This is a genomic window from Pseudomonas sp., from assembly GCF_049300855.1.
Taxonomy (GTDB): Bacteria; Pseudomonadota; Gammaproteobacteria; order Pseudomonadales; family Pseudomonadaceae; genus Aquipseudomonas.
In genome coordinates this window covers 51700-74602 of record NZ_JBAQKH010000042.1, presented here as the reverse complement: position 1 = coordinate 74602, position 22903 = coordinate 51700, and the positions used below count along the sequence as shown (strand labels likewise).

Sequence of the window (22903 nt, the reverse complement as noted above, 5' to 3'; positions counted from 1 at the left end):
TCCTGCTCGGTACATTGGGTGTCGGCGCGTTGTTGGTGGGTGTGGGCGCAGTTTTGCGGCCGGGAGACCACGGCGTGCCGTACAGCGAATATTTCCGCGCATTGAACAAAGAGTTAAAGGAAAAAGGCCCGATGCGCCCGGTGCTGCTGATCGATCTGGATCGCCTCGATCACAACATCGATGTGGTGATGCAGTCGGTCAAGCGCGGCGGCAAGCAATTGCGGTTGGTGGAAAAATCCTTGCCGGCGCCGGGATTGTTGAATTACATCGGCCAGCGTGCCGGGACGCAGAAGCTGATGTCGTTTCATCAGCCATTTCTCAATCACGATGCGCAGGTGTTTGCGCAGTCCGACATCCTGCTCGGCAAGCCACTGCCGGTGCGCTCGGCCGAGATTTTCTATCAATCCCACAAAGGCCCGTTCGATCCCGCGAAGCAACTGCAATGGTTGCTCGACGGCCCCGAGCGTTTGCAGCAATACCTCGCGCTGGCTCAAGGACTCGGCACACGGATGCGCATCAACATCGAGCTGGATGTCGGCCTGCACCGGGGCGGCGTCAGTGATGTGAATGTGCTGGGGCAGATGCTCACGCTGATCAGCGCCAACCCGCAGCATCTGGAGTTTGCCGGGTTCATGGGTTACGACCCGTTCGTGGGCATGGGCGTGCCGGGGATTCTCGGCTCGCCGGAACAACTGTTCGCCAAGGTCATGGTGATTTATCAGCGTTGCGTCGATTTCACCCGGCAGCAGTTCCCGGCGTTGTGGCATGACGGTTTGTGCCTGAACACCGCTGGCAGCCCGAGTTATCGCATGCATGAAAACGAAAAGCTCAGCACTGAAGTTTCGGTGGGCACGGCGATGCTCAAGCCGACGCATTATGATTTGCCGTCGCTCAGCGAGCACGTGCCCGCGACCTACATCGCCACCCCTGTGTTGAAAAGCACAGGGGCGGTGAACATCCCGGCGCTGGATGACAAGTCCAAGCTGTTCTCGTGGTGGGACCAGAATCAGCGTCAGACCTTCTTCATCTACGGTGGTAACTGGATGGCCGAGTTCGAATCGCCTGCTGGTTTGCAGAGCAACGGCGTATATGGCCGCAGCTCCAATCAGGAGATGGTCAACGGCTCCAGCGCCGTCGGCCTGAGCATAGAAGATCAAGTCTTCCTGCGCCCGACCCAGACCGAAGCGGTACTTCTGCAATTCGGCGATCTGCTCGCCGTGCGCGGCGGCAAAATCGTCGACACCTGGCCGGTCTACACCTGACCCCCAAATCACCCAAACACTGCAAAACCCTGTGGGAGCTGGCTTGCCAGCGATGGCGTCATGTCAGCAACCCTTTACTTCGCTGACAGACCGCTATCGCTGGCAAGCCAGCTCCCACAGGGTTCTCGGTGTATGTCCCATCTCATTGCCAAATTCTGTAATGAAGCTTTTATGACAAAAGTTCGGTAGCACATCGCCAGTCCGGTCATGCCTATGTAACGCGCTTGAGGGGCCCAACGGGGCGCTTTTCACAAGCCGAGGCGGGACGCCGGGAGTGAGGCAATGGGGACTATGGAACGCTACTCGAAAGTGGGCATGCAGGAACTCGATCAACGCCTGTCGAAGATCGTCGAAGCCGCGCGCAAGAAGCCGGTTTCGGTGTATCGCTACGGCGCGCCGTGGGTCTGGATCGTCTCGCAGGATGACTGGCAGGGCGCCTTGAAAGAGGTCTCCAGTTACATTCCGCCGGGCCATTCGCTGGTGTTGCTGCGCCCGCAGATCGACGACTTGCTCGACGCCCACCGCGAGCTCCTGCACGACCTCAATGCCGAGCCGGGCATGCTGATTCCCGCGCAAACGGTGATGCACATCCTGCTCCTGCAACTGCTCTATTCGGTGCCCAGCGAACAGCAACTGTATGAACAGCTCAATTACAACCTGCTGTTTCGCTGGTTCGTCGGTCTTGGCCTGAACCAGAAAGTCTGGAGCTTCAACGCCCTCAGTCGCGACATCGCCACGTTGCTCAACGAGCCGCGCGCGGTGCTGCTCATTCAAAAAATCATCGGCGAAGTGTTCTGCGGCGCGTTGCTGCAAATGCCCGAGTTCTCCTTGAACTTCGCGCTTTTGCACACGTGGCTGGGCAAACACGCCTGCGCCTCGACAGCCAGCAATTGACGCCATACACGCGGCGTTCGAAACGCCAACAGGTCATCGCGAATTCAGGGGGTAGTGTGGAACCGATTTTCAAGTCACGGCTGGCGCTGTGGGGCTGGCTGCTGGTGACGGCGGGCGCGCAGCCGGCATTGGCCGAAGAGGCTGCCGCAAACGCGGCGGCGAAGCGTCTGGTCGACGTCAACGAATACTTCGTGCGCGGCAACACCGTGCTCGATGCGCGGGCGATTGAAGAAGCGGTGTACCCGTTCCTCGGCCCGCAAAAAGCACTCACCGATATCGAAGGTGCGCGCGATGCCTTGCAGAAGGCTTATCAGGAGCGCGGCTATCAATCGGTGTTCGTCGAGCTGCCGGAGCAAGCCGTCGCCGACGGTATCGTCTACCTGCAAGTCAGTGAAACCAAGGTCGGCCGCGTGCGTGTGGTCGGCGCCAAACACTATTCGCCGCTCGACATCCGCGACGACGTTCCGGCGCTGAAAGAAGGCGAGGTGCCGGACTTCGCCAAGGTCCAGGGTGAACTCGCGCAACTGAACAAAACCCCGGGCCGGCAAGTCATGCCGCTGGTGCGCGAAGGTCAGCGCCCCGGCACCATGGACGTCGATCTGCAGGTCGAAGACCAGAACCCGTGGACCGCCAGCGTCGGCCTCAACAACGACTACAGCGCCGACACCGAGAAGCTGCGCACGGTCACTAGCCTCGGCTACAACAATCTCTGGCAACTCGGCCACAGCATCAACCTGACTTACTTCACCGCGCCGCAGGACACTGACAACGCCAAGGTCTGGTCGGGTTCGTATACCGCGCCGCTGACGGATCGCTGGAGCGTGCAATTCTCCGGTTACCAGTCCGACAGCAACGTCGCCACCATCGGCGGCAGCAACGTGTTGGGCAAGGGCCATTCCTATGGCGTCTCGGCGATCTACACGCTGCCCTCCAGCGGCAACTGGTCGAACTCGCTGTCGGCCGGCATCGACTTCAAGGACTTCGACGAACGCCTGACCTTGTCCGGTGAGAGCGACAAAGTCCCGCTGCAATACGCGCCGTTCACCTTCGCCTACAACGGCTATCGCTACAGCGAGAAAAGCCAGCTCGGCCTCGGTCTGAGCCTCGTGGCCGCCACCCGCAGCATCTTCGGCTACGGCAGCTCCGACGAAGATTTCGACTACAAACGCTACCGCGCCAAACCGAGTTTCGCCGTGCTCAAGGGCGACACCAATTACACCTGGACCTTCGACAGCGACTGGCAGAGTGCAAGCAAAGCAGCGTTCCAACTGGCGTCGGGGCCACTGGTTTCCAACGAACAATTCTCTGCCGGTGGCGCCACTTCGGTGCGCGGTTATCTGGCCGCCGAGCGCACCGGTGATGACGGCGTGCTGCTCAGTCAGGAACTGCGCACGCCGTCGCTGGCCAAGTACGCCGGCACGTGGATGCAGGACTGGCGTTTCTACGCCTTCGCCGAAGGCGCGCAGCTTTATCTGCGCGACGAACTGCCGGATCAGGACGCCAATTACGCCCTGGCCAGCGTCGGCCTCGGCACCCGCGCCAGCCTGAGCAAATGGCTGTCCGGCAGCCTCGACTGGGGCTACCCGCTACTCGAAGGGCCGAACACCTCGAAACAGGAATCGCGCCTGCACTTCAACCTTCAAGCCACTTTTTAAAGGAGCACGTTCATGCAGCGCCTCATTCTTTCGTTGTTGATCTGCCTGGGCTTCGTGCTCCCGGCCACGGCTCAGGCCTGGTGGCAGGACGACTGGCACTACCGCAAACAGATCGCTGTCGACACCACGCCGCAAGGCGCGGGCATCAATCAGGCCCTCGGTCGCACCGCGTTGCTGGTGCGCCTGCACACTGGCAATTTCACCTTCGACGGGGTCAAGGAGGACGGTTCGGATCTGCGCTTTGTCGCTGCCGATGACAAAACCGTGCTCAACCACCAGATCGAGAGTTTCGACGCACTGATGGGCATGGCGCTGATCTGGGTCGATGTACCGAATGTCGAGGGCGGTCAGCGCCAGGACATCTGGATGTACTACGGCAATCAGAAGGCCCCGGCGACCGGCAACGGCCAACTGACCTTCGACCCGAATTACACCGCGCTCTATCACTTCGACGGTGCCACCGGCACCCCGGCCAAAGACACCACCGCTTACGGCGATACCGCGCAAAGTGCGACTGGCGCGGCGATTGACGGCGTCGTTGGGCGTGCATTGCAGTTCAGCGGCCAGCCGTTGCTGTTGCCGGCCAGTCCTTCGCTGCAACACAACGCTGGCAGTGCGTTCACCTTCAGTGCCTGGTTGCGTCTGGATCAGGCCAGTGGCGAGCAACTGATTCTCGCCCGTCGTGAAGGCGCCAACAGCCTGCTGATCGGTGCCAACCAAGGCGTACCGTTTGTAGAAATCGATGGTCAACGCGCTGTCGCCACGCAAGCGCTGAATCCGGGCCAATGGCAACACGTCGCGCTGACCGCTGAAGGTTCCAAAGTCAGCCTGTTCATCAACGGTCGCGAAGCGGCCACGCTTGCTCAGGCAATGCCGGCATTCAACTCGGTCATGGCCATCGGCGCTGACGTGCACGAAGGTCCGTTCCAGCCGTTCGTGGGCGCTATCGATGAATTGCGTCTGTCGAAAGTTGCCCGTCCGGCAGCGCTGTTGCTGGCCGACGCGACTTCGCAAGGTGCCGAGTCGAAACTGGTGGCTTACGGTGTCGACGAAGAACAGTCCGGTTTCGGTTTCGGCAGCCTCGGCTTCCTGCTCAACGCCGTGCCAATCGACGCTTGGGTGATCATCGCCGTGCTGGTGCTGATGATGTTCCAGTCGTGGATCATCATGCTGCGCAAGAACCGCAGCCTCAGCCGCGTCAGCGCCGCCAACGAAGACTTCCGCGTGCAGTTCGCCAAGGTCGGCACGCGTCTGGAGATGTTCGCCGACGACGCCCAACTCGCCCAGCGTTTGCAGCATTCGTCGCTGTGGCGCTTGTATCTGGTGGCGGTGAAAGAGATCCGCACCCGCCGTGAACAGGGCGCCGATACCTCGTCGGTTTCAGCGGCCACCATCGAAGCCATCCGCTGCTCCATGGACGGCGTGCGCACCCGCGAAAACCAGCAACTGAGTTCGAAACTCTCGACCCTGTCCAACGCCATCGCCGGCGGCCCGTACATCGGCCTGCTCGGCACGGTGTTGGGGATCATGGTGGTGTTCCTCGGCACGGCGATGGCCGGTGACGTGAATATCAACGCCATCGCCCCGGGTATGGCCGCCGCTTTGCTCGCCACCGCCATGGGCCTGTTCGTCGCGATCCCGGCGCTGTTTGGCTACAACCGCCTGATCACCCGCAACAAGGAAGTCAGCGCCGACATGCGCGTGTTTGTCGACGAGTTCATTACCCGTCTGGCGGAGATGCACGGCGAGAGCCAGTTTAGTGAATCGGCGCATCGCGGCCATCACGCCAACCACTCTGTACCGGCCTGAGGAGCACTGACATGGCGTCTGTAAATGCCTCCCACGACGATGACGAAGATGCAGCGGTGGACAGCATCAACATCACCCCACTGGTCGACGTGCTGATGGTGGTGCTGGTGATGTTCATCCTTACCGCCACCGCGCAGGTCTCGGGGATCCAGATCAACCTGCCCAAAGCCAGCGCTTCGGTGTCGCTGTCCGAGGCCAAGACCAAGGCGATTTCGGTCAACGACGGCGGTCAGGTATTCCTCGACGCCTACCCAGTGACCCTGGCCGAGCTGGAAGAACGCCTGCGCATCGAGAAGGCGCAGAGCCCGGATTTCCCGGTGATCGTGCGCGGCGATGCGACGGTGCAGTACCAGAAAGTCATTGAAGTGCTGGATCTGTTGCGCCGGCTCGAACTGTCCCAGGTCGGTCTTGTGACCGGCAAACCGAGTCAGGGCTGAGTCATGACCGCACAACTCCCGATCGAGCCGCTGCCGGTGAAAAAGCCAGCGCTGCGTTATGCGAAGTGGGGCGTCGGCTTGCTGATCGGCGCGCTCGCCGCGTGGTTTCTGTGGCAGTGGGCCAACGACATGAGTGGCATCCGCCGCGAAGCGCCGAAGGTGCCGACGATCATTCCGTTGCCGCCACCGCCACCACCACCGCCGGAGAAACCGCCGGAACCGGAAACCCCGGTGGAAGAGAAAGTCGTCGAGCCCGAGCCAACGCCGGAACCGGAAGAGGTCAAGCCTGAGGAAGAGGCGCCGCCATCACCGGCGGACGATCTGGCCAACCCGATGCAAATGGACGGCGATGCGCAGTCCGGCAACGACGCCTTCAACATCGGCGCGGGTAAGGGTGGCGGCATGGCCGGGGCCGGCGGCGGGCGTTTGGGCACGGGGACGTACAGCCAGTTTCTGGCGTTCACCTTCCAGCGTTTGCTGCGCGAGAACCCTGAGCTGCGCAACCTCGCGTTTTCGCTGCAGGCCGATGTCTGGCTGAGCAGCGTTGGCGAAATCACCCGGGTCGAGCTGATCAAGTCCAGCGGCAACCCAGAGATTGATACACAAGTGTTGGCCGCGTTGCGTGGTGCGCCGGCGCTGAGCGAACGGCCACCGGCCTCCATCACTTTGCCTGTGCGCCTGTCCCTGCAAGGGCGGCGTCCGGGGTAATTCACTTATTTACGCTTTGCCAAAAGGAGTTGTGTGCAGATGATTTCCAACGTGAATCGATTGTCCCTGGCGGTCGGCATGGTCATTGCGACCCTGGTCGGTCAGGCCGTGGCAGCGCCTGCGCCCTCGGAGAACGCCACGATCAATCTGATCCGCTTGCTGGTCGAGCAGGGCATTCTGAAACAGGACAAGGCTGACGCACTGATCGCTCAGGCGCAGAACGAAGCCGCGCAAGCCAAACAGGCTGCGGCATCCACCGCCGTCGCGGCCGGGCCAGTGGCGGCGCCGGGTGACGTGCGTGTGCAATACGTGCCAGCCGCGGTGCGTGACCAGATCCGCGATCAGGTCAAAGCCGAAGTCATGGCCACCGCCAAACAGGAAAACTGGGCCGCGCCCAACAGCTTCCCGGAATGGGCTGCGCGCATCAGTTTCGACGGCGATATTCGTCTGCGTGACGAATCGCGCTACTACTCGGACAGCAACAGCAACGAGATCGTCGACTTCGCCAAGCTCAACAACAACGGCCCGTACGACGTAAACCCCAACAGCAGCACCAATTTGCCGCCGCTGCTCAACACCCGCGAAGACCGCACCAATCAATTCCGCATCCGTGCGCGACTGGGCATGAAAGCCGAGATCTCGCCGCAATGGACCGCCGGCATCCGCATCGGCACGGGCTCCGACAACAACCCGGTTTCCACCACGCAAAGCCTCGGCGGCGGTTTCGCCAAGAAGGATATCTGGCTCGATCAGGGCTACCTGAACTGGAAGCCGACGGATGAATTGACCCTGACCGGCGGGCGTTTCGCCAATCCGTTCATGTCCACCGACATGCTCTATTCCAACGACTTGAATTTCGACGGCGTCGCGGCGATTTTCGACCACAAACTCAACCGCGATTGGGGCGTGTTCGGCACCGTCGGTGCGTTCCCGGTGGATTACACCAACGACACCGCCAGCAGCAACGGCTTCGACAAGGAAGAGAGCGACAACAAGTGGCTGTACGGCGCGCAGATCGGCGCCAAATGGGCGATCAACAGCAACAACCGCTTGAAAGGCGCGCTGGCGTACTACCGTTTCGACGACATTCAAGGCCAGCGTTCCAGCCCTTGCGAACCGTGGGCCGGCGCACCGGGTTGCGACAGCGACGGCAGCCGTGCGGCGTTCATGCAAAAGGGCAACAGCGTGTTCCTGCTGCGCGACATCACGCCGAACCCGCTCAACCCGACCACCACGCCGCAGCCGCAGTTTGTTGGTCTCGCTTCAGAATTCAACCTGCTTGATCTGAACGTGGTGTGGGACGCCGATTTGCCGGAAGACTTCAAACTGCGCAGCCAGGGCAACTACATCCACAACCTCGCCTACGACGAAGGCGACATGCGCAAGCGTTCGGCCGGGCAGATCGTCAACAACCTCGACAGCAATGGCGACATCGAAAGCGGCGCCAACGCGTGGATGGTGCAGTTCACCCTCGGCAGCGCGCTGGAGCTGAAAAAGCAGGGCGACTGGAACATGTTCGCTGGCTACAAATACATCCAGCCCGACGCCTTGCCGGATGGCTTCAACGACTCCTCGTTCCACCTCGGCGGCACCAACGCCAAGGGCTATTTCATTGGCGGCAACTACGGTCTGGCGAAAAACGTTTATGCCACCGGTCGCTGGATGAGCACCGAAGCGGTGTACGGCGCGCCGTTCGACATCGACGTCTTGCAGCTTGAGATCAACACGCGCTTCTAAGGCGCCGGGAGAGGGTTATGAAAACGCGATTTGTGTGGCTCGGGCTCGGGCTCGGGCTTTTGATCGCCACTGGAGCGCATGCCGAAGGCATGGAAGAACGCCTGCGCACGCAATTGCGCAGCACCACGCAACAGTTGCAGGCCCTGCAAAGTCAGCAGGCCCAGGCCAGCGCCGCGCAACTGGCGGCGCAGAACGAGGCCAAGGCTGCGCAGGCGCAAATCAAGCAATTGAGCGCCGATCTGGCCAAGGTCAAAGGCGTTGCCGAGCAATTGGCCGGGCAGCAACAGAGCCTGCACAGCCAGGCGCAGGCGCAAGTGGCGGCCAGCGCCGAGCAGACGGGCAAGTTCAAGAAGGCCTATGACGAGTTGCTGGTCATGGCCCGTGCCAAAGAGGCAGAACGGTCTAAGCTTCAAGCGCAATTGGCTGAACGTGACACACAAGTGCAGCAATGTTCAGTCAAGAATCAGCAGATGTACGGCGTCGCCAAACAGATCCTCACTGCCTACGAAAACATTGATGTGGCCGAGGTGATGAAGATCCGCCAGCCCTTCGCGGGCAGCGCCCGGGTCAAGTTCGATGAACTGGCTCAGGGGTTCGGCGATGACCTTTACAAGACTCAATTCGACGCGCCGCAAGCTGCGCTCTCGCACTGATTAAAAAGCCTGATAAACAAGGAAGAAACAATGACTCAATTGATCAGCCACGTATCGCCAAAATCCCTGACCGACGTCCTGCAAGCGGCCGGTTATCGCGTCAACGAAACCGAGCAGAACGGTATCGTCCAGTTGCTCAGCGCCAGCCAGGGCATCGGCTACGCCGTGCGTTTCGGCAATCCGGCGGTGGAGCAGGGCAGCTACGTCGACTTCACTTTCAGCTGTGCGCTGCGCGTGCAGGGTGAGTTGCCACAGGGTGTGGCCGAGCAGTGGAACGCCAGCCGGCGTTTTGCCCGGTTGTCGTTGCAGGGCGAGTTTCTGGTGATGGAAATGGACGTGGTGGTGGCGGCGGGCGTGAGCAACGATCACCTGCGCGGCAACCTCGAATTGTGGGATCGCCTGTTGCAGGAGTTCATCGTTTATCTGCGTGACTTTACTCAGGCCGCACAAGCAACCACCGCGAAAGTGGCGGTTGCCGAGCAAGAGGAAGTCGCGCTGTGAAAAAGCCTGCCATGGTGATCAGCGCTGCGGCAGTGGCGCTGTTGGTGGTGGCCGTGGCGCTGGTGGTGCGGCCGGGCAGTGACCCGGTCGCCGCCCAGCAATCGTCGCCGCTGGCGACGGTTGCAACGGGGCCGGCGGTGGCGCGGTTGGGCAATCAGCAGGTAACCCCTGCGGAACTTCAGGCGTTGCTGGCGACAGTCCCACCAGAAACCCGCGAGCAATTGCGCGGCAATCGTGAGGCGCTGGAACGCTGGATTCGCACGCGTCTGGCCGAGAAAGCGGTGCTGGAGCAGGCTGATGCGCAGGGTTGGGCGCAACGCCCTGACGTTGCCCGACAGACCCGTGCGGCGACTGAACAGATCGTGTTCCGGGATTACTTGCGTTCGGTCAGTGAAGTGCCGGCGGATTATCCGAGTGCGGCCGATATCCAGCAGGCTTACGACGCGGGTAAAGCCAATTGGCAGACCCCAGCGCTGTACCGGGTCAGTCAGATTTTCCTCGGCGTAAATGATCCGCAGAATCTTGAATCGGTGCGCAAGCAGGCGCTTGACCTGAGCAAGAAAGCGCAGGCGACGCCAGCGGAATTTGCTGCATTGGCGACTCAGTATTCGCAGGATCGCGTCACCGCTGAGCGTGGCGGCGACAGTGGGCTGCAACCGTTGCAGCAACTGGTTCCGGAAGTGCGTGGTGCCGTGGCGCGGCTCAAGGTTGGCGCAGTGTCTGATCCCGTCCAAAGCGCCGCCGGGTTCCACGTGATCAAACTCACTGAGCAACAACCGGCACGCAGCGCGACCCTCGACGAACTGCGCGACCAACTGACCCAGGCCCTGCGTGCGCAGCGCCAGGAGCAGATTGCCCAGGCTTACCTGGACGGCATGCTCAACACCGCAACACTGAGCATTGACGGCGCTGAACTCAACAAGGTCCTGGAGGAAAAACACTGATTTCACCTTCACTGAGTAACCTGTGGGAGCTGGCTTGCCAGCGATGGCGGCTTATCAGTCACCCATGATGTTGGATCTGCCGGCCTCATCGCTGGCAAGCCAGCTCCCACAAGGTTCTCCACCAGGTTCAGAAATAGTTGGAAAGTGCTGGAAGCCACCAAAATACAAAGATCGACAGGGAGTCATCGATGTCATTCACCGAACCCGCAGGACGACCGGGCACCAACGATTACCGCTGGCCACATGACCACAGCGAACCGTGGCTCGCACACGCCGCGACCATCGACGCCGATGTCGCTCAATACTTCCTGGTCAGCGCCCGCTGCGGCTGCTTCATGCAAGCCGCACGCAGCCTCAACGTGCGCTCGACCTTGCTGCGCAAACAATTGGCGCAGCTTGAGCAAGAACTCCAGCACACGCTGTTCAGCTTCCAGGGCAGCGCCCTGAGCCTGACCCGCGAAGGTCAGCAACTGCAGGCCAAACTCGTGGCGCTGGCCAACGAACGCAAACTCCCGGTGATCGAACAACCGCTAATTCGCCTCGCCGTCGCCGAATCTATCCTCCACGACATCCTCGGCCGCGACCTCATCGCACTGCTGCGGCGCAACGCCAGCGTACGCCTGGAAATCATCGCGCTGGACAGCGAACTGTCCCTGCGCGCGGTCAGCGCCGACATCGTTCTCTGGCTCGCCCACGGCGACACCCCACACCCCGGCCCGACCTTCGCCACCAGCGAACCGCAGGCGCTGGCGCGCCTCGACTACCTGCCGCACATCGCCAAACGCTACTCCCGCGTCACTGCGCGCCCGGACACGCCTGATGACCTCGCCGACTTCATGCTGGTGCAATGGCAACATGATCGGCAGATCGACAGCTTTCGCCCATGGAATGAGTTGGTCGAGCAGCGCCTGGCCGGCGTGGTGCAAATGCAGTCCTATGAATTGATGTTGGAGATGATTCGCTGCAGCGCGTGCATCGGGTTGTTGCCGGCGTATATGAGCCGCTTCGATCGAGGCCTGATCGCGCTGCCAGGATTATTCGCCGAACCCATGCAATTGCAGGCATGGCTGGCGGTCAACGCGGACTCACAAAATATCAGCGAAGTCCAAACCCTGACCGACCTCATCCACCACACCTTCAACGAACGCCACGAATGGTTCCAGCCCTGAGCCAGTCCACCTTATGCCCACAATACCCTGTGGGAGCGAGCTTGCTCGCGAAAGCAATCTGACATTCAACATATCTGTTGCTTGATACACCGCTTTCGCGAGCAGGCTCGCTCCCACATTTTGATATTCGCCAGGCAGCGGTTTATCGGTTTAGAGTGGTCAGCCACACATCGATCCAGGAAGGATCCGCCATGCCCGACCACAACGCCGCCATTCACATCGAACGCTTCGGCGAGTCGCACCTCGAGGCTGTCACTGCGCTTTACAACGAGCGGGCCGTCACCCGGCAGGTGTTGCAGATGCCGTTTCAGTCCGTCGACGTCTGGCGCCAACGGCTGCTGGCGGAAAATGAACGGGTGTTGAAGCTGGTCGCGCTGCATCAGGGCCAGGTCATCGGCCATCTGGGGCTGGAAAACTATTCGCGGATTCGTCGCAGCCACGCCGGCAGCGTCGGTATGGCAGTCGCCGTGGCGTGGCAGGGCAAAGGCGTGGGTTCGAAGCTGTTGGCGGCGGCGCTGGACGTCGCCGACAACTGGATGAATCTGCACCGCGTCGAACTCTCGGTTTACGCCGACAATGAGGCCGCCATCGCGCTCTACCGCAAATTCGGTTTCGAAACCGAAGGCTTGTTTCGCGATTACGCGGTGCGCGACGGGCAGTGGGTCGACACCCTGAGCATGGCGCGCCTGCGCAATCGTCCGACAACCTGACTCAATCGCCCAAGGCGAACGCCACCGCCGACTGCGCATGCAGTGCGGTGGTGTCGAGCAGGGGCAGGGCGCTGTGTTCGGGCTTGATCAACAGGCCAATTTCCGTGCAGCCGAGAATGATCGCCTGCGCGCCGCGGGCGGTCAGGGACTCGATGACCCGCTGATAGATCTGCCGCGACGGCTCACTGATCACGCCGACACAGAGTTCGTCGTAGATGATCCGGTGCACGTCCTTGCGCTCGGCTTCGTCCGGCACCAGCACCGTCAAACCCTGAGCGATCAGGCGTTGCTTGAGGAAATCCTGCTCCATGGTAAAGGCCGTGCCGAGCAGGCCAACCGTGTGCGAATCAATTTCCAGCGCAGCCTGCGCGGCCGGCTCGGCAATGTGCAGAAACGGAATGCTGATCGCTGCCTGAATCTGCTCGGCAACCTTGTGCATGGTGTTGGTACACAGCACCACGCATTCGGCACCGCCGGCTTCGAGCCTGCGCGCGGCATCCACTAGAATCGCTGCGGCATCGTCCCAGCGCCCGGCGTGCTGCGCCTGTTCGACCGGGCCGAAGTCGACGCTGTACATCAGCAATTGCGCCGAGCGCAACGGGCCGAGACGGTCGCGGACTTGCTGATTGATGAGTCGATAGTATTCGGCGCTGGATTCCCAGCTCATGCCGCCGATCAGGCCGATGGTGCGCATTGGATGTCCTCGTGCAATGACCTGTGTCGAGGTTCAGGTCTGCCCGGAGTGTCCTTTTGTTCTTGATTCGATGCCAGCGACAAGTGACTGTACTGCTGATCTTTCACGCAAGTGTCATGGTGCTTCATCGGGCTTGTTGCAGCTTAAACGTACGCAGAGGCTGGTATCTGCCACTATCAACCTTTGCAGGTCCTTTCCGAGGAACACCGCTATGGACGACGTACAACAACTGGGCGAGATGCTTCGCCACTATGCCGACAGCGAAGCGCACAAGAAGCAACTGTTCGAGACGCAATCGGCAGCCTGGACCACACGCATCAGCGAGCTGTTCGGTCAGATCCAGCAATGGCTGGAACCGGTGCAGGCACCGAATCTGCTGGAGGTGAGCCGCGAGGCGTATGTCGCGTTCGGGCCGAGCACGCCGGTAGAGACGTCCACGTTCAAGACGGAGAAGCTGAGCATCGTCATTGCCGGTAAACCGGTTGATTTCGTGCCGGATGTGATGGGCAGCGCAGGGCAGATCTCCCTCGCGGTGATGGGCCTGACGGCGGCGCGTTATGGCAGCATTTCGCTGGTGGGGTTGCCGGACGGCACGTGGCAGTGGCGCAAGACCAATGGTTTGAAGGATCCGGATACGTTTGCCTTCGACGCCAACTTCCTCGCCCAGCAGTTGCAAAGCCTGATTCCTCGCGAACGCAGTTAAGATCAAGAGCTTACCCCCTCACCCCAGCCCTCTCCCCCAAGGGGGCGAGGGGGAAAGGGAGCCGATCTTCGTTGTTTTCGAGATTGCATTCACTTCCGATATTTCAGGTCGGCGTACCCAAACAAACAACTCGGTCAGGTCCCTCCGCCCCGCGGGCGAGGTCGAAAGGGAGCAGATCGAGTGCTGTTCAAAACCTGAGTTCGACTTGATATTTCAGGTCGCTGCAGCTCGCATAAACCACGCGGTCAGTTCCCTCTCCCTCTGGGAGAGGGCTAGGGTGAGGGCAGTCCACCTGACACCCCTCACATCTCCAGATTGACCCATCCCGGTTTCGCCACTTCAGGCGCCACCGCTTTCACGGTTTTACCGGTGGCCAGTTCAACCCGCCGCGCCACCTCCGGGTCATCGGCAAACGGCACCATGCTCGCTTCATCCAGACTGTCCGCCGTCTCCCGCCGCAAGCAGTACTCCACCGCCAGCCACAGAAACACCACGCCCAACACATCAAAGAAAATCTCCATCACGTTCGGCTCCCTGCCTCAGGCGATCTGCGCTTCACGGTGCGCCAGCGCGACGTCGGCCACGCGCACCGTGCGCCACACGTTGTAGGCCATCAGCAACATCCCGGTGAGGAAGAACACCCCGCCGGCAAAGCGCACAATGAAGCCTGGATGACTGGCCTGCAGTGCCTCGACGAACGAATAGGTCAGCGTGCCGTCCTCGTTGATCGCCCGCCACATCAGGCCCTGAGTGATGCCGTTGACCCACATCGAGGCGATGTACAACACCGTGCCGATGGTCGCCAGCCAGAAGTGCAGGTTGATCAGCGGCGTGCTGTACATCTGCTCGCGGCCAAAGACTTTCGGCACCATGTGATAGGTCGCGCCGAAGGTGATCATCGCCACCCAACCCAAGGCCCCAGCGTGCACGTGGCCGATGGTCCAGTCGGTGTAGTGGGAGAGGGCGTTGACCGTTTTGATCGCCATCATCGGCCCTTCAAACGTCGACATGCCGTAGAACGCCAGCGACAAGACCAGGAAGCGCAAAATCGGGTCGGTGCGCAATTTATGCCAGGCGCCGGACAAGGTCATCATGCCGTTGATCATCCCGCCCCAGCTCGGCGCCAGCAGGATCAACGACATGGCCATGCCCAGCGACTGCGCCCAGTCCGGCAGTGCGGTATAGTGCAAATGGTGCGGGCCGGCCCAGATGTACAGGGTGATCAGCGCCCAGAAATGCACGATCGACAAACGATACGAATACACCGGCCGATTGACCTGCTTCGGCACGAAGTAATACATCATCCCGAGGAACCCGGTGGTGAGGAAGAAGCCCACTGCGTTGTGCCCGTACCACCACTGCACCATCGCGTCGGTGGCGCCGGCATACACCGGATAGGACTTGAACCAGTCCACCGGAATCGACAGATGATTGACCACATGGAGCATGGCGATCACCAGAATGAACGCGCCGAAAAACCAGTTGCCGACGTAGATGTGTTTGGTCTTGCGCTGCACCACGGTGGTGAAGAACACCACGGCATAGGCGACCCAGACCACGGCCATCCACACCGCGCCGGAGAATTCGATCTCGGCGTATTCCTTGGTGGTGGTGTAGCCCAGCGGCAGGGTGATCAGCATGATCACGATCACCGATTGCCAGCCCCAGAAGGTGAACGCGGCAAGGGTGTCCGAGTACAGCCGCACCTGGCAGGTACGCTGCACGGCGTAGTAGCTGGCGGCGAATTGCGCGCTGCCGGCGAAACCGAAAATCACCAGGCTGGTGTGCAACGGGCGCAAGCGGCCGAAGGTGGTCCACGGCAGGTCCAGGTTCATCTCCGGCCACACCAGTTGCGAGGCGATCAAAACACCCATCGCCATGCCCACCACACCCCAGAAAATCGTCGCGATGACGAATTGGCGGACGACCTTGTAGTTATAAGCCTGTCCGATTGTTGCTGTGCTCATGGTCAGTTCATCCACGGTTGCAAAGTCTTGCCAGGCCACCCGGTCTGGCATGAGTTGCACTGTAGAAACCCCGTCAGAAACAAAACAGGCTCAGGAATCTTTCATTTGTGCGGATCAGATTGAAGTGCTGGCTGCGGCGTTCTGCCGCGCCCTGATATGGTTTTTATGAGTTCAGGTGAATCTGTAACGCGCTGCGCCGTTCGGCCATAGTCTGGGAAAATCCTGTGGGAGCGAGCAAGCTCGCTCCCACAGTTTTGATCCGTGATCAATTCTGATGAGGTGGCAGTTGCATGTATCAATACGATGATTACGACCGGGCGCTGGTGTTCGAGCGTGTTGCGCAATTCCGCGATCAGGTCGAGCGCTTCATGGCCGGGGAGTTGAGCGAAGAGGAGTTCCTGCCGCTGCGCCTGCAAAACGGCCTGTACCTGCAAAAGCACGCCTACATGCTGCGCGTGGCGATTCCCTACGGCACGTTGAGCGCCGAGCAGATGCGCACGCTGGCGAGCATCGCCAGCGATTACGATCGCGGTTACGGCCACTTCACCACGCGGCAAAACATGCAGTTCAACTGGATCGAACTGGCCGAGGTGCCGGACATTCTCGAACGCTTGGCGCAGGTCAACATGCACGCGATCCAGACCTCGGGCAACTGCGTGCGCAACATCACCACCGAAGCGTTTGCCGGGGTCGCGGCGGACGAGTTGATCGACCCGCGCCCGCTGGCCGAAATCCTCCGGCAGTGGTCGACGATCAACCCGGAATTCCTCTTCCTGCCGCGTAAATTCAAGATTGCGATTTGCTCGTCGAAGCAGGATCGCGCGGCGATCATGATGCATGACATCGGCCTCTATCTTTACCCCGGTCGCGACGGGCAAATGCTTCTGCGCGTAATCGTCGGCGGTGGCCTGGGGCGCACGCCGATCCTCGGTTTGCAGATTCGCGAGGGCTTGCCGTGGCAGCATTTGCTGTCCTACGTCGAAGCGGTTTTGCGGGTGTACAACCGCCATGGCCGGCGCGACAACAAGTACAAGGCGCGGATCAAGATTCTGGTCAAGGCACTGGGCATCGAGGCGTTCGCCAAGGAAGTCGAAGAGGAGTGGCAACACCTCAAGGACGGCCCGGCGCAGTTGACCGAGGACGAATATCAACGGGTCGCCAGTGCCTTTGTGCCGCCGGTTTATCACAGCCTGGCCGACACCGATCTGGACTTCGGCACGCGGCTGGCCGAAAGCCCGGCGTTCGCCCGTTGGGTCGCGCGCAATGTACAACCGCACAAGGTGCCGGGTTACACCAGCGTGGTGCTGTCGACCAAACCGGGCATGGCCGCACCGCCGGGCGATGTGACCGGCGCGCAGATGCTGGCGGTAGCCGACTGGTCGCAGCGTTTCGGTTTCGGCGAGATTCGTATCGCCCATGAGCAGAACATCGTCCTGCCCGACGTGGCGAAAACCGACCTCTACGCGCTGTGGCAACTGGCATGCAAACACGATCTGGGCAGTGCCAACGTCGGCCTGCTCACCGACATCATTGCCTGCCCCGGTGGCGATTTCTGTGCATTGGCCAACGCCAAGTCGATCCCGATCGCCCAGGCGATTCAGGCGCGTTTCGACAACCTCGACTACCTGCATGATCTGGGCGATATCAGCCTGAACATCTCCGGTTGCATGAACGCTTGCGGCCATCACCACATCGGCAATATCGGCATCCTCGGTGTCGATAAGAACGGCAGCGAGTGGTACCAGATCACCCTTGGCGGCGCGCAAGGCAAGCACAGCGCACTGGGCAAAGTCATCGGCCCGTCGTTCAGCGCCGCCGAGGTACCGCAGGTGATCGAACGCATCATCGGCACCTTTGTCCGCTATCGCGAGCACGAAGAGTTGTTTGTCGACACCGTGGCGCGGATCGGCCTGGAGCCGTTCAAGGAGCGGGTCTATCCGAAGACGCTGGAGGCGGCGGTATGAATAATCTGTTGCGGCTGGAGTCGGGTGTGGCGCGGATCGTCACGGATGATCCGTGGACGCTGGTGCGCGAACCCTCGACGCCACAGCCCTCGGGTTTGCTGATGTTGCCGCTGGCGCACTGGCTGCAATCGCCGTCGACCCACGCCGTGTGGCTCGGCCCCGACGATGAGGTCGAAAGCCTGCTGCCGTGGCTGGCGTCGTTGCCGCTGATTGCGCTGGACTTCCCGAGTTTTCGCGATGGCCGCGCCTACAGCCAGGCGTATCTGCTGCGCAGTCGGTTTGGCTGGGCCGGGGAGCTGCGCGCGATTGGCGATGTGCTGCGCGATCAGCTCAGCCACATGCGCCAGTGCGGCTTTGACAGTTTTGCCGTGCGTGAGGACAAGTCGGCTGAGGATGCGCTGAAGGGGTTGGCTGGCATGAGCGTGCTCTACGGCCGCTCAGTCATCGAACCGCGTCCACTGTTCCGAAGACGCTAAGCTCCCTCGCCACAGTTTTGCGGTGTTGTCGGGACCGGGGAAACCCTTAGAACCTTCGCCATTCGGGCATTTTCCCTTGGGTCAGTGGTGGCCTTTTGGTAGAGTCGCCGTCGCCAGCGGGTTTTCGGCTGGACGATGGAACCGAAGAAGGGAGTCTGATCAGTGAGTCCGGGCAAAAAAATCCTCGGCCTCACGGCGTTGCTGTTAATGCTGACGCTGTGGGCCAGTTACTTTTACGTATTCAAGGAAAACCGCGACGGCCAGCTCGGCGGCGTCGGCGAAAGCACCGCGTGGTGCGGCACGCCACCGTCCAATGAAGCGGCGTTGCTGGGCAAGGACCAACTGACCTTGCGCGTCACCAACAACCTGCGCGGTGAGTTCATGCTTAGCGGTTCACTGGTGGTCTCCGAACGTACGTTCAACCGCTATGACCTGGGCCGCAACGAACTGCGTTTGCGTATGGAACCGTTGCAGTGGTCCTACGGCGTCACGCCGATCTTCCTTGAACAGGTCAAGGTGCAGCCACTGAGCCGCAACCTCTCGGCCACCAACAAAAGTGCCTACGCCGAACTTGAACCGCGGCCGATCGGCGTGCAGGGTCAGGTCACTGAATTCCCTTTCGACACCTATCGCTACGGCTACAAACCGGTGCTCTATTACCTCAAGGGCAGCGAGCGCATCGACCTGCGTTTCAAGAACATCACCACGCTGATGGAGATGTCCAACACCTTCACGCCGATCCAGAAATACAACCGCGTCGACTACATCAGCGAGAAAACTTCGATGATCCGCGACGAGGATTACAAGGCTTATGGGCCGCACGAATGTGCCTTCAGCGTTGAGCGCAAGGGGTCATTCAAGGTGGTCGTGCTGATGCTTCTGCTGGTGCTGTGCCTGCCGTTGATGCTGGTGTTCTACCGTAATGAACCGGGGATCGACTTCCTCGCCACGCTGTTGGGCGCCGCGATCGTGCGGGTGCTGCTGATCGGGCCGGTGCAGGATTTTCAGCTGTACAACATCGACTTCCTGTTGGGCGCGGCGATTTTGCTGGTGGGCACGGTGTCGCTGATCAAGGCGATGCACATCCACAGCCGACGAGAGATGGCGTTGCGCAGCGGTGAGACTTCGTCCTGGTAATCGGGTGAACCCTTAAAAGCCCCTCACCCTAACCCTCTCCCGGAGGGAGAGGGGACTGAATGGGGAATATTTGAGAAATACACCGACCTGAGCGATTGGCTTTGAATCCATATTCGACTCTATTTTTCAGGTCGATGTATCTCGCCAGATACCTCGGTCGGTCCCCTCTCCCGGAGGGAGAGGGCTAGGGTGAGGGCCAACAATATTCCGCCGATCACTTAAGCGCCGGATCCCCCATATTCATCTTCTTCCACCCCTGCAACAGCACCTGCGCCTTTGGCTCCTGCCCGCTGTCGAGGTACCACTGGATCAGCGACAACCGCGCATTGCGGTTCGCCGGTTGCAACTTGAGCAGCCCTTCCAGCACCGCGCAGGCCTCATCGACCTTGCCGCTCTCATGCAACGCCACCGCCAGCACATAACCGTACTGCGCGTTCTGCGGTTCCAGTTGCGCGGCTTTTTTCAGCGCTGACATGGCCTCGGCCGGCTTGCCAGCACGGATCAGCGCTAGACCCTGGGTGTGCTGCAACAGCGCCGCGTCCGGGTGTTGCTTGAGGCTGTCATCCAACAACTGTTGCGCTTCGGCAACACGGCCATTGGCCTCCAACCATTGCACCAGCGTCACCAGCGCCGGATAGAAGTCCGGATCGCGCTTGAGCGCCGAGCGCAGCAACGCTTCCACTTCCGAACCACGGCCACTCGCCTGATACAACATCGCCAGATTCAGATTGGCCTCGGCACGTTCCAGCAGACTCTTCTGCACCGCTTCGTACTCGGCAATTGCCGCATCCCAGTTGGCTTGCGCAGAACCGAGACCGCCATTGCGCGCCACACCGAGCAGATCCCGCGCGGCAACGATGCGCACGGCTTTCACCGGGTCGCCCAGCAGCGGTGCCAACAACGGCGCACGCTCCGGCGGCGGCAAGAACGCGCTGATCGCCCGCACGGCGCTTTCGCGTACCTGCGGCGCCGGGTTCTTCAGATCCTGCGTCGCCAGTTTCAACGCCTGTTCGCTCGGATACAGCGGCAACTCCGCGAGCAGGGTCGCGCGTTGAATCGCCGGCAGGTTGCTGCGCTGCAACTGCTCATACAGCGCATCGGCAGCACCCGGTTGACCATTGCGGATCAGCCACAGGCTTTCGTCATAACGCGGTGCCTGCGCTGCGCTGGTGGCGCTCCACAATTTGAACTGCGCGGTGACCTTGTCGCCAGCCTTGCCCTGATGGCAGGTCAGGCAGGCATCCGGCGTGCCGAGTTTCTGCGCACGCACAGGGTCGGGAATGCTGAAGCTGTGGTCATGGCGGAAATCGTTGCCCATGTAGAACTTGCCGGGCATATGACAATCCACGCACTGCGAACCCGGCTGGCCCATGGTGTGACGGGTGTGTTCGATGGAATCGTAGTTCTTCGCTTGCAGGCCCTTGCCGTCGACGCCTTCGACTGACGTCTTGCCGGCGGTGTTGTGGCATTGCAGGCACACCGCGTTGCCCGGTGCCTTCAGTTCGCTGCTGTGCGGGTTGTGGCAATTGCTGCACCGCACGCCCTTGTCGAACATTTTGCTTTGCAGGAACGAGCCGTGTTCGAACACCTCATCCTTGATCTTGCCGTCCAGCGCATAGAGTTCGCGGGTGAGGGTGCTCGGCAGGTAATCGTCCATCAAACGCTTGCCGACGGTGTAGCCATCGCCCTGCGGTGCGCGGCGGGCATGGCAACGGGCACAGGTTTCGATCTCGACGGTGGCGTTCTTGTCCTTGAGGTCGACGTCAAAACCCTGATGGATCAGATCGCCTTTTGTCTGCGTCCACTCCAAGTGATTGGACGCCGGGCCGTGGCACGCCTGGCAACCGACGCCGAGGCTGTTCCAGTGACTATTGAACGTGTTGCTGGCCGCATCGAAATTGCGCTTGAACCCGGTGGTGTGGCACTCGACGCACATGAAATTGGCGTTCTGGCTCGGCTTGCTCCAGTGCAACGGATTCTTGAAGTTCACGCCCTGGCCGGGGTAGAGGTGAAACCAGCGGTGTTTCTCGGTATCCCAGGCGACGCCGAGCGCCTGTAATCGGCCTTCGCCAACCTCGATCAGATACTGCTGCAACGGTGCGATGCCGAAGGTGTAGGCGACTTTGAAGTCAGCGTTCTTGCCATCGATGCCGGGCGTGTTGACCCAGAACTCGTCGCCCTTGCGCGCGAAGCGTGTGGTCTCGTTCTCGGCCTTGAAGGTGACGTTATTGAAATCGCCGAGCATGGTCTCGGCGTTCGCCGCTTGCATAGCCAATTGGTGATGCGAGCCTTGCCAGTCCTTGACCTGTTCAGTGTGGCAGCCTTGGCATTGTTGCTCATCGACCATCGTCGCCGGTTTACTTGCGAGCACGGCTTGCGGCTTGGCAGGGGCGGCAACGGGGGCGCTGACCGGCACAGGTTTCACCGGCGCCGCAGCAGGGCTGAACAGAAACCAGCCGATCCCCGCCACGGCGGCCAGCAGCACGCCAATGGTGATCGGGAACAGATATTTTGAGAGTGAAGATCGAGTCGAATCAGGGTCAGGCTGTGCGGTTTTATTTTTATGCTTGGGCATTGCGACTTCCGTAGTCCAGGTGCATTTGCCGTCTGGCGTGCGTTCAAGCTCGATGCAGCTTTGCCGGATGACCGGCGTCTGTCAAATGACCGTTGTGATGCGCCACGCAGCCTTGCGTGAATATTGTGCTTTGCCAGCGCAATTACTGAGGTTTTAGCTATACCTGTAACTCCCCCGGCAAAGTTTTTGGCCTTCTGACAGGAGTTACAGCATGAAGCTAGCAGTGATGATGGGCACACTGTGTTTTGCCACCCTCGCAGTGGTGGGTTGTTCCAGCAAAACCGTCGACCCGAAAGAGTACTCAGGCTTTCTCAAAGACTACAGCCAGCTCAAGGAGGCCAAATCGCCGTCCGGTGCCGAAGTGATGCGCTGGATCGATCCAAAGGTCGACATCAAGAAATTCAACAGTGTGTACATCGAGCCGACCCAGCTTTACCCGAAACCGCAACCGACCGCGAAGATCTCGCAACAAACCCTCAACGGCATAACCTCTTATTACGATCAGGCGCTCAAGCGTGAGATCGGCAAGGACTTGCCGTTGGCCACCGGCCCGGGTCCAGGCGTGATTGTGGTGCGTGCGGCGATCACCGCCGTGAGCAGCGCGACCGAAGGCCTGCACGCCTATGAAGTGATTCCGATCGCCCTGGTCGCCGCAGCGGTCAGCACCGCCAGCGGTATCCGCGATCAGGAAACCACGCTGGCCACCGAAGCGGTGTTCCTCGATGGCGCCAGCAACAAAGTGATCGCGCAAGTGGTGCGCAAAGGCACCGGCAAACCACTGGAAAATGATACTCAGGCGATGACGGCGAATGACGTCAAACCGGTGATCGATGGCTGGGCCTCGGACATGCGTCAGTCGTATCTGAAGCTCAAGTCAGGATCCAAATAACTCAGCGCAGTTGATGGCC

The 22903-nt window shown here is 60.7% G+C and carries 21 protein-coding genes; 17 read left to right on the top strand and 4 right to left on the bottom strand.

Annotated features, from left to right (window positions below; translation table 11 throughout):
* Positions 1-53 precede the first annotated feature (53 nt).
* From WA225_RS21640 to WA225_RS21585, 12 genes are all read left to right on the top strand, one after another.
* Positions 54-1262: a DSD1 family PLP-dependent enzyme gene (locus WA225_RS21640; protein ID WP_422609806.1), complete on the top strand. Its 1209-nt coding sequence runs from the start codon at positions 54-56 to the stop codon at positions 1260-1262.
* A 282-nt stretch (positions 1263-1544) separates the two neighbouring features.
* Complete coding sequence (locus WA225_RS21635) at positions 1545-2156, top strand: transposase (protein ID WP_007915478.1); 612 nt, start codon at positions 1545-1547, stop codon at positions 2154-2156.
* A 56-nt stretch (positions 2157-2212) separates the two neighbouring features.
* Complete coding sequence (locus tag WA225_RS21630) at positions 2213-3811, top strand: ShlB/FhaC/HecB family hemolysin secretion/activation protein (protein WP_422609522.1); 1599 nt, start codon at positions 2213-2215, stop codon at positions 3809-3811.
* Positions 3812-3823: 12 nt separating this feature from the next.
* Positions 3824-5620, top strand: a complete 1797-nt coding sequence (locus WA225_RS21625) for a DUF2341 domain-containing protein (RefSeq protein WP_422609521.1) — start codon at positions 3824-3826, stop codon at positions 5618-5620.
* 11 nt (positions 5621-5631) lie between these two features.
* Complete coding sequence (locus WA225_RS21620) at positions 5632-6057, top strand: ExbD/TolR family protein (RefSeq protein WP_007915482.1); 426 nt, start codon at positions 5632-5634, stop codon at positions 6055-6057.
* Positions 6058-6060: 3 nt separating this feature from the next.
* On the top strand, positions 6061-6765 hold the full coding sequence (locus WA225_RS21615) for an energy transducer TonB family protein (RefSeq protein ID WP_077572673.1): 705 nt from the start codon (positions 6061-6063) through the stop codon (positions 6763-6765).
* 39 nt (positions 6766-6804) lie between these two features.
* A complete protein-coding gene (locus WA225_RS21610; protein WP_422609520.1) occupies positions 6805-8502 on the top strand; it encodes a putative porin in 1698 nt (565 codons plus the stop codon).
* A gap of 17 nt (positions 8503-8519) precedes the next feature.
* Positions 8520-9155 carry a DNA repair protein gene (locus tag WA225_RS21605; RefSeq protein ID WP_422609519.1) on the top strand — a complete coding sequence of 212 codons (636 nt, stop codon included), beginning with the start codon at positions 8520-8522 and terminating at the stop codon, positions 9153-9155.
* Positions 9156-9185: 30 nt separating this feature from the next.
* Positions 9186-9656, top strand: a complete 471-nt coding sequence (locus tag WA225_RS21600; protein WP_422609518.1) for a YbjN domain-containing protein — start codon at positions 9186-9188, stop codon at positions 9654-9656.
* Complete coding sequence (locus WA225_RS21595; RefSeq protein WP_422609517.1) at positions 9653-10600, top strand: peptidylprolyl isomerase; 948 nt, start codon at positions 9653-9655, stop codon at positions 10598-10600. The genes WA225_RS21600 and WA225_RS21595 overlap by 4 nt, the downstream gene beginning before the upstream one ends.
* Before the next feature lie 188 nt (positions 10601-10788).
* Positions 10789-11769, top strand: a complete 981-nt coding sequence (locus WA225_RS21590; protein ID WP_422609516.1) for a LysR family transcriptional regulator — start codon at positions 10789-10791, stop codon at positions 11767-11769.
* Positions 11770-11960: 191 nt separating this feature from the next.
* Positions 11961-12479 (top strand): GNAT family N-acetyltransferase, encoded by a 519-nt coding sequence (locus WA225_RS21585; protein ID WP_123593363.1) that lies wholly within the window; start codon positions 11961-11963, stop codon positions 12477-12479.
* A gap of 1 nt (position 12480) precedes the next feature.
* On the opposite strand, the gene WA225_RS21580 is transcribed toward WA225_RS21585, so the two are convergent.
* Entirely contained in the window at positions 12481-13173 is a 693-nt protein-coding gene (locus tag WA225_RS21580; RefSeq protein ID WP_422609515.1) for an aspartate/glutamate racemase family protein, read from the bottom strand.
* A 211-nt stretch (positions 13174-13384) separates the two neighbouring features.
* Between WA225_RS21580 and WA225_RS21575 the strand changes: the two genes are divergently transcribed.
* On the top strand, positions 13385-13876 hold the full coding sequence (locus WA225_RS21575; protein ID WP_422609514.1) for a hypothetical protein: 492 nt from the start codon (positions 13385-13387) through the stop codon (positions 13874-13876).
* Between the two features lie 302 nt (positions 13877-14178).
* On the opposite strand, the gene WA225_RS21570 is transcribed toward WA225_RS21575, so the two are convergent.
* A complete protein-coding gene (locus tag WA225_RS21570; RefSeq protein WP_123375400.1) occupies positions 14179-14397 on the bottom strand; it encodes a cbb3-type cytochrome c oxidase subunit 3 in 219 nt (72 codons plus the stop codon).
* Between the two features lie 18 nt (positions 14398-14415).
* Entirely contained in the window at positions 14416-15843 is a 1428-nt protein-coding gene (gene ccoN, locus WA225_RS21565; protein WP_008081554.1) for a cytochrome-c oxidase, cbb3-type subunit I, read from the bottom strand.
* Positions 15844-16133: 290 nt separating this feature from the next.
* On the opposite strand from ccoN, the gene WA225_RS21560 reads away from it, so the two are divergent.
* The 3 genes from WA225_RS21560 to WA225_RS21550 all read left to right on the top strand — a co-directional run bounded on the left by WA225_RS21560 (position 16134) and on the right by WA225_RS21550 (position 19420).
* Positions 16134-17807 carry a nitrite/sulfite reductase gene (locus tag WA225_RS21560; RefSeq protein WP_422609513.1) on the top strand — a complete coding sequence of 558 codons (1674 nt, stop codon included), beginning with the start codon at positions 16134-16136 and terminating at the stop codon, positions 17805-17807.
* A complete protein-coding gene (locus WA225_RS21555) occupies positions 17804-18283 on the top strand; it encodes a DUF934 domain-containing protein (protein WP_422609512.1) in 480 nt (159 codons plus the stop codon). The genes WA225_RS21560 and WA225_RS21555 overlap by 4 nt, the downstream gene beginning before the upstream one ends.
* A gap of 162 nt (positions 18284-18445) precedes the next feature.
* Positions 18446-19420, top strand: a complete 975-nt coding sequence (locus tag WA225_RS21550) for a hypothetical protein (RefSeq protein ID WP_422609511.1) — start codon at positions 18446-18448, stop codon at positions 19418-19420.
* Between the two features lie 214 nt (positions 19421-19634).
* On the opposite strand, the gene WA225_RS21545 is transcribed toward WA225_RS21550, so the two are convergent.
* On the bottom strand, positions 19635-21995 hold the full coding sequence (locus WA225_RS21545) for a tetratricopeptide repeat protein (protein WP_422609510.1): 2361 nt from the start codon (positions 21993-21995) through the stop codon (positions 19635-19637).
* Between the two features lie 211 nt (positions 21996-22206).
* Here WA225_RS21545 and WA225_RS21540 point away from each other — a divergent pair, with 211 nt between their 5' ends.
* Positions 22207-22884, top strand: a complete 678-nt coding sequence (locus tag WA225_RS21540; RefSeq protein WP_422609509.1) for a DUF3313 domain-containing protein — start codon at positions 22207-22209, stop codon at positions 22882-22884.
* Positions 22885-22903: the final 19 nt, after the last annotated feature.